The sequence below is a fragment of the Pantoea sp. GM_Pan_3 genome (assembly GCF_026541045.1).
In the GTDB taxonomy this organism is placed as follows: domain Bacteria; phylum Pseudomonadota; class Gammaproteobacteria; order Enterobacterales; family Enterobacteriaceae; genus Pantoea; species Pantoea anthophila.
The window spans coordinates 222,811-229,825 of the sequence record NZ_JALNVA010000008.1; the positions used below are offsets into that span (position 1 = coordinate 222,811).

Annotated in this window: 3 protein-coding genes; all 3 read left to right on the plus strand. The window is 56.4% G+C overall.

All coding sequences use genetic code 11. The annotated features are described in order from the left end of the window. Nucleotide 1: 1 nt before the first annotated feature. The 3 genes from tssH to OXR04_RS20075 are packed head-to-tail and all read left to right on the plus strand — an operon-like array spanning nucleotide 2 to nucleotide 6,925. Nucleotides 2-2,656, plus strand: coding sequence for a type VI secretion system ATPase TssH (tssH, locus tag OXR04_RS20065; RefSeq protein WP_267372656.1), 2,655 nt, complete (start codon nucleotides 2-4; stop codon nucleotides 2,654-2,656). After that, entirely contained in the window at nucleotides 2,653-5,154 is a 2,502-nt protein-coding gene (gene vgrG / locus OXR04_RS20070; protein WP_267372657.1) for a type VI secretion system Vgr family protein, read from the plus strand. The genes tssH and vgrG overlap by 4 nt, the downstream gene beginning before the upstream one ends. Nucleotides 5,155-5,194: 40 nt before the next feature. Then, the gene (locus OXR04_RS20075; protein ID WP_346274711.1) at nucleotides 5,195-6,925 is read left to right on the plus strand and encodes an acetyltransferase; all 1,731 of its coding nucleotides are present in this window, start codon (nucleotides 5,195-5,197) and stop codon (nucleotides 6,923-6,925) included. Nucleotides 6,926-7,015: the final 90 nt, after the last annotated feature.

Genomic DNA, 7,015 nt, shown 5'->3' on the forward strand with positions numbered 1-7,015 from the left:
TATGGAAAACCCGGCAATCCTTCTTCGACGTCTCAACCCTTACTGCGCCCGTGCGATGGAAGGGGCAGCTTCCCTGTGTCAGATTCGCGCCCATGCTGAAATCCTGCCGGAGCACTGGCTGCTGAAACTGCTGGAGCAGGGTGAAGGTGACATGACGGTGCTGGCCCGCCGCTATGAGTGGGATATGGACGCCATCTGGCAGGATTTGCTTGCCTGGCTTGATAAGCAGCCGCGCTCAGTACGGCACCGTCCGCAGTTGTCTGACGCCATTCAGACATTACTGCAGCAAGCCTGGCTGATTGCTTCTCTGAACGGTGAGGAACAAATCCGCAGCGTCCATCTACTGATGGCGCTGGCAGATAAACAGAAACTGGTGCGCTGTGACGGGCTGTGGCCACTCCTGACTCTGGGCCAGAGTCAGCTGGAACGTCTGCGTCCGCTGCTCGATGCACAGTCGGACGAACGCCCGGAACTGCAGCAGGAAGCGGAACTTGCGCAGAGCCACAGCGGCGGGATGGAATTTGTCGGCCGTCCGGTAGGTGCAGAGCTGAAAGAAGGCGAGCTTAGCCCGGCGCTGCAGAACGCGCTGGATAAATTCACCCTCGATGTCACTGCGAAAGCGAAAGAGGGCAAAATCGACCCGGTGTTTGGCCGTGATACGGAAATCCGCCAGATGGTGGACATTCTCTCGCGCCGTCGCAAGAACAACCCGATTCTGGTGGGCGAACCGGGCGTGGGGAAAACCGCGCTGGTGGAAGGCCTGGCGCTGCGTATAGCCGAAGGTAACGTGCCGGAATCTCTCAGGCCGGTTGTTCTGCGTACCCTGGATTTGGGTCTACTGCAGGCGGGCGCGGGCGTGAAAGGCGAGTTCGAACAGCGTCTGAAAAACGTCATCGACGCGGTACAGCAGTCTCCGCTACCGATTCTGCTGTTTATCGACGAAGCCCACACCATTATCGGTGCCGGTAATCAGGCGGGGGGCGCAGATGCGGCCAATCTGCTGAAACCGGCACTGGCGCGTGGCGAACTGCGTACCCTCGCCGCGACCACGTGGAGCGAGTACAAACAGTACTTCGAGCGCGATGCCGCGCTGGAGCGTCGCTTTCAGATGGTGAAGGTCGACGAGCCGGATGATGAGACCGCCTGCCTGATGCTGCGCGGTCTCAAATCCCGCTATGCCGAGCACCACAATGTGCATATCACCGATGATGCGGTGCGTGCTGCGGTCGCGCTCTCCCGCCGTTATCTGACCGGTCGCCAGCTGCCGGACAAAGCGGTCGATTTGCTCGACACCGCCGCCGCCCGCGTGCGCATGAGCCTTGATACCGTTCCGGAGCAGCTGACCCGCATTCGCGCGCAGATAACCTCGCTTGAAATGGAGAAGCAGGCACTGCTGGAAGATATTGCTTTTGGCAGTCAGAGCCACAGCGAGCGTCTGACGCTTATCGGGCAGGAAGAAGTACAACTGATCCTCAAACTTGATGAGCTGGAAACCCGGCACGGTCAGGAGCTGAAAGTCGCAGAGCAGTTACTGCAAAGCCGCCAGGACCTCTCCCGTCAGGGCGAAACTCACGCGCTGCAACAGCAACTGAACGGAATGCAGCACAGCAATCCACTGCTCTCGATCGATGTGGACGTGCGCACCGTTGCTACCGTCATTGCCGACTGGACAGGCGTGCCACTCTCTTCGCTGATGAAAGACGAACAGACCGAACTGCTAAGCCTGGAGAAGGAAATCGGCAAACGCGTGGTTGGCCAGGATGTGGCGCTGACTGCCATCGCCCGGCGTCTGCGTGCGGCGAAAACCGGCCTTACGTCCGGGGACGGTCCGCAGGGCGTATTTCTGCTGGTTGGCCCGAGTGGCGTCGGTAAGACTGAAACTGCGCTCGCGCTGGCGGATGTGCTGTTCGGCGGCGAGAAGTCACTCATCACCATTAACCTGTCCGAGTACCAGGAGCCGCACACGGTGTCGCAGCTGAAAGGCTCACCGCCGGGCTACGTCGGCTACGGCCAGGGTGGCATCCTCACCGAAGCGGTACGCAAGCGTCCCTACAGCGTGGTGCTGCTCGACGAAGTGGAAAAGGCACACCGTGAGGTGATGAATCTGTTCTATCAGGTGTTCGACCGCGGCTTTATGCGCGACGGCGAAGGCCGCGAAATCGACTTCCGTAATACCGTTATCCTGATGACCCTGAACCTCGGCAGCGACCTTTTGATGCAGCTGCTGGATGAGCAGCCGGAGGCCACCGAAAGCGACCTGCACGAACTGCTGCGCCCGATCCTGCGCGATCACTTCCAGCCGGCGCTGCTGGCCCGCTTCCAGACTGTGATCTATCGACCGCTGGCCGAAGCGGCCATGCGCACCATCGTGGAAATGAAGCTCGATCAGGTCAGCAAGCGACTGAACCGTCACTACGGCCTGACCACCCATATTGATGTGAGCCTGTACGACGCACTCACCGCTGCCTGCCTGCTGCCGGATACCGGCGCACGCAACATCGACAGCCTGCTCAACCAGCAGATTCTGCCGGTGCTGAGCCAGCAGCTGCTGACCCACATGGCCGCGAAGCAGAAACCACACACCCTGACGCTCGGCTGGAGCGACGAAGAAGGTATCTCACTGGACTTTAACCGGGCTGAGGGAGAGAACGTATGAGCAGCAATCCCCCGATCAGATTCAGTCATAACCACCACCTGCTGGCGGTCAAAGGCTGTACGGCGGAACCTGACGTGCTGGCCTTTGAGGGCGATGAGGCCTTGAGTAAACCGTTCAGCTACCGCATTGAATTCACGAGCTCTGACCATGCCATCAGCAAAGAGATGATGCTGATGAAAACCGGCTCGCTGACGCTGCAGGCCCCGGTGGACCAGGGTTACGGCATCAAAGTGCAGCAGGCCGTGCGCACCCTTCAGGGAGTAGTGACCGGCTTTGAACGCCTCAGCACATCAAAAGATGAAACCCATTATGCCCTGACGCTCCGGCCACGCCTGGCGCTACTCGACCGTTCGCACCAGAACGCCATCTACCAGGACATGTCGGTCCCGCAGATTGTGGAAAAAATCCTGCGCGAGCGTCACAACATGCGCGGCCAGGATTTTCTGTTCTCGCTGTCAAAAGAGTATCCGCGCCGTGAGCAGGTGATGCAGTACGGTGAGGATGACCTGCACTTTATCACCCGCCTGCTGGGTGAGGTGGGTATCTGGTTTCGCTTCACTACCGACACGCGCCTGAACATCGACGTGGTGGAGTTTTACGACAGCCAGCAGGGGTATGAGAAAGGCCTGACCCTGCCGTCAGTCCCGCCGTCGGGCCAGCACTCAAAGGGGGTGGATTCGGTCTGGGGCATGGCGTGCCACCACAACGTGGTGCAGAAGCAGGTCAGCACCCGTGACTACAACTACCGTCAGGCCACGGAAGACATGAACACGCAGGTGGACGCGACGCAGGGCGACAGCACCACCTGTGGCGATGCCTACCACTGGGGAGACAACTACCTTACCCGGGGTGATGCATACGACCGCAATCCGGCCCCGGAGTCCGGGGCGTTTTATGCCCGCATTCGTCATGAGCGCTACCTGAATGGTCAGACGCGGACGCAGGGCATCACCAGCTGCCCGACGCTCTTTCCGGGCCAGGTGCTGAAGGTCACCGGCGGGTACGAAGTGGCAGAGGTGTTCAGCGCGGGTGTGGTCATCACGGCGATGCGCACGCGTGCCCGCCGTGACAAGGACTTTGCCGTTGATTTTGACGGCATTCCTGATAACACCGATTTTGGTTTCCGTCCTGAGCCTGGCTCACGTCCGGTCATGGCCGGGACGCTGCCGGCACGCGTCACCAGTACCACTGAAAATGACACCTACGGCCACATCGACAAAGATGGTCGATACCGCGTCAATATGCTGTTTGACCGTGACAGCTGGGAGACCGGATTTGAGAGCCTTTGGGTGCGCCAGTCCCGCCCGTACGCAGGGGATACGTATGGCCTGCACCTGCCGCTGCTGGCAGGAACCGAAGTGGCGATTGGCTTTGAGGACGGTAACCCGGACCGGCCGTACATTGCCGGCGTGCTGCACGACTCGGCGCACGGCGATCACGTCACCATCCGCAACTACAGACGTAACGTCCTGCGTACGCCTGCGAACAATAAAATCCGCCTCGATGACGAGCGCGGGAAAGAGCATATCAAGGTGTCGACGGAATACGGCGGCAAGAGCCAGCTGAATCTCGGGCACCTGGTCGACAGCGAGAAACAGCAGCGCGGCGAAGGGTTTGAGCTCAGGACCGACAGCTGGGGCGCGATACGGGCGCAGAAGGGGATTTTTATCAGCGCAGACGGGCAGGCCAGAGCGCAGGGGCAGGTACTGGAGATGGGGGCTGCCCTGAGTCAGCTGCAGCAGGCGCTGACTCAGGCCGAGGCTCTGAGCAGTGCTGTTGAAACAGCCAGAGCAGAGCTGGCTGATATCCAGACCCAGAAAACGCTGCTGCAACAAACGCTGACCGATTTGAAACAGTCCGCGCTGTTACTTTCCGCGCCGGCAGGAATTGCCCAGAGCACGCCGAAAAGCGTGCAGCTGTCTGCGGGAGAGAATGTCATCAGCACCAGCGGTAAGCACACGGATTTCAGTACCCTTAAAAGGTTTACCGTAGCAGCCGGGGAAAGAATAAGTCTGTTCGCACAAAAGCTGGGTATCAAAATTTTTGCCAGTAAAGGAAAGGTGGAGATACAGGCGCAGAGCGATGAGATGACGCTGGATGCGCTGAAAGATATCCGTATCAGCAGCAGTGAGGGGAAACTCATCATCAGCGCGAAGCAGGAAATCATTCTCACCAGCGGAGGCGGTTATATCCGGATAGCGGACGGAACGGTGGAGTGCGCGGCACCTGACAAAATCATCGAGCGCGGGGCGGTGTGGCAGAAGTTTGGTGGGCAGAGTCTTAGTCAGGCAATGCAGAACTGGGAGAACACTGATTTTGCTATCACGCCTGAAGTCAGGCGGTTATCAGATGACTCGCCGGTGGCAGGTCTGACGCTGGGTTTAACAGGCGGGGATGGCAGACAGCAAAAAGTAGCAACCTCCACTTCAGGGGCAACTGCGGTGCAGAATAATGTCAATATCGATTCTCTCAGTGCCTCTTTGCTGGATAAAACATAAGCGTTGCATTATTTCGAAGTATATCTTCGGGGAAAGCACCATGTTGATTGCCACGAAGGTCTTTCTGAAGATTATTTTCCTGAACGGAAAAAGGAGGAAATTCATGGCTGAAGAAAATATGACAGGTAATGAGAAAAGTATCTCTATTACCTGCATAAAACCAGAATGGGACGACAATGGATTAGTCTACTGGCCTGGCATACAGAATCAGAAAAAATCAGAGAATGCTAAAGCTATCTTGCTTCAGCCGCCCGTAAAAGCCATCCCCGTTATCTTTCTTCCTGGAGTGATGGGGACTAATTTAATGGCGGACAAAGAAGCTAAGGATAACCCTATCTGGCGTGGGGATAGCGAATTAAAGGTATACGCCCAATGGGCAGGTAAAGGTGGAGATAAACGAAGAGAGTTGCTTAATCCAGACACCACAAAGGTGGATGATCGTGGTGATATTAACCAGACCATCTATTCTCCGATTTCCGATGACGGAAAATTATTTCGAACCCGCCGGGAGCGAGGCTGGGGGGAAGTGTTATCCCTCAGCTACGGTAAATTTTTAAGTGTTCTGCAGGGGGCATTGACGGATGACTGGCAGCAAGCCCTTGAAAACTATTGCAAACCAACGTCAGCAAAAAATGGCGTGCTAAGTCAGCTGGTCGGTCAATCTCTGTCTGAAAGCAAACATGCTGAAATTACCGGTGAATCTGTCCTGACCCAGCAGGAACTGGACCATTTCCAGAACTTTCTATTTCCGGTTCATGTTTATGGCTACAACTGGCTGCAGGATAATAAAACCTCGGCGGAAGGACTGGTCGCCTTTATCGACAGCACGATCAACCTCTACAAATATCACTGGGGCCACGGCATGCCCTTTCCCGCCGGGCAGGAAAAAGTCATTATTGTTACTCACTCCATGGGCGGGCTGGTGGCGCGCTACGCATCTCAGGTCTGCGGAGCCAAAGATAAGATTCTGGGAATAGTGCACGGGGTGATCCCCGATCTCGGCTCACCGGCGGCGTACCGTCGCATGAAGGTTGGCGCAAAACAGGAAGGTATGGCTGGTGCCGTGCTGGGCAACACCGCGAAAGAGTTGATGCCGGTGCTGGCCAGAGCTCCCGCACCGCTTCAGCTTTTACCCTCGGCGAAATACCTTTCCGGAGCGCCCTGGTTGAACGTACAAGGGGCAGGCGAAGATGGCAGCGATGTAAAACTACCGCAAGCCGGGGATCCTTTCGGGGAGATCTACCTCAACAAGACCCTTTGGTATCGCCTGTATGAGTCGGACATTATCGACAAGGATGAGGCGGTGAGTCAGAGTAATTGGATTGAATACAACGATCTCTTTGATAAAAATGTCCAACCATTTATTGAAAGTTTGGATAATCTCTATCATCCAAATACTTACGCCTTTTATGGTCATAAAATTGCCTCCGACGGCACCCTTGCGTGGCTTAAAACATCTATCACCTACCCGAAAAATAGGCATGAGAGTGACAGGAAACTGCCCAACAACTACCGGGAGATCCCCCTGCCTTTTAATCGTTCCCAAATGTACGTGGTCACCTCATCAAAAACGCCGGGGGATGGCACGGTGCCGGTGGAATCACTAAGTGCCATTTGCCATAACAGCGAAATTAAAAGCGTTCTGGCAACCAGTGTTGACCATCAGGGAGCCTATGACGTCAGGAGCCTGAAGGATATAAAAGACAGGCCAGCCCTGCAGTTTACCCTCAGGGCCATTGTGAAAATGGTTCAGGAAATCCCTATCCCATGAATGCTATTCGGCAATTTACAGTGTTATCTCTTATCGCAGGCAGCATAGTTTTCATTACCCAGACTATGGCTTCCACGCCAGTGAAGAAGG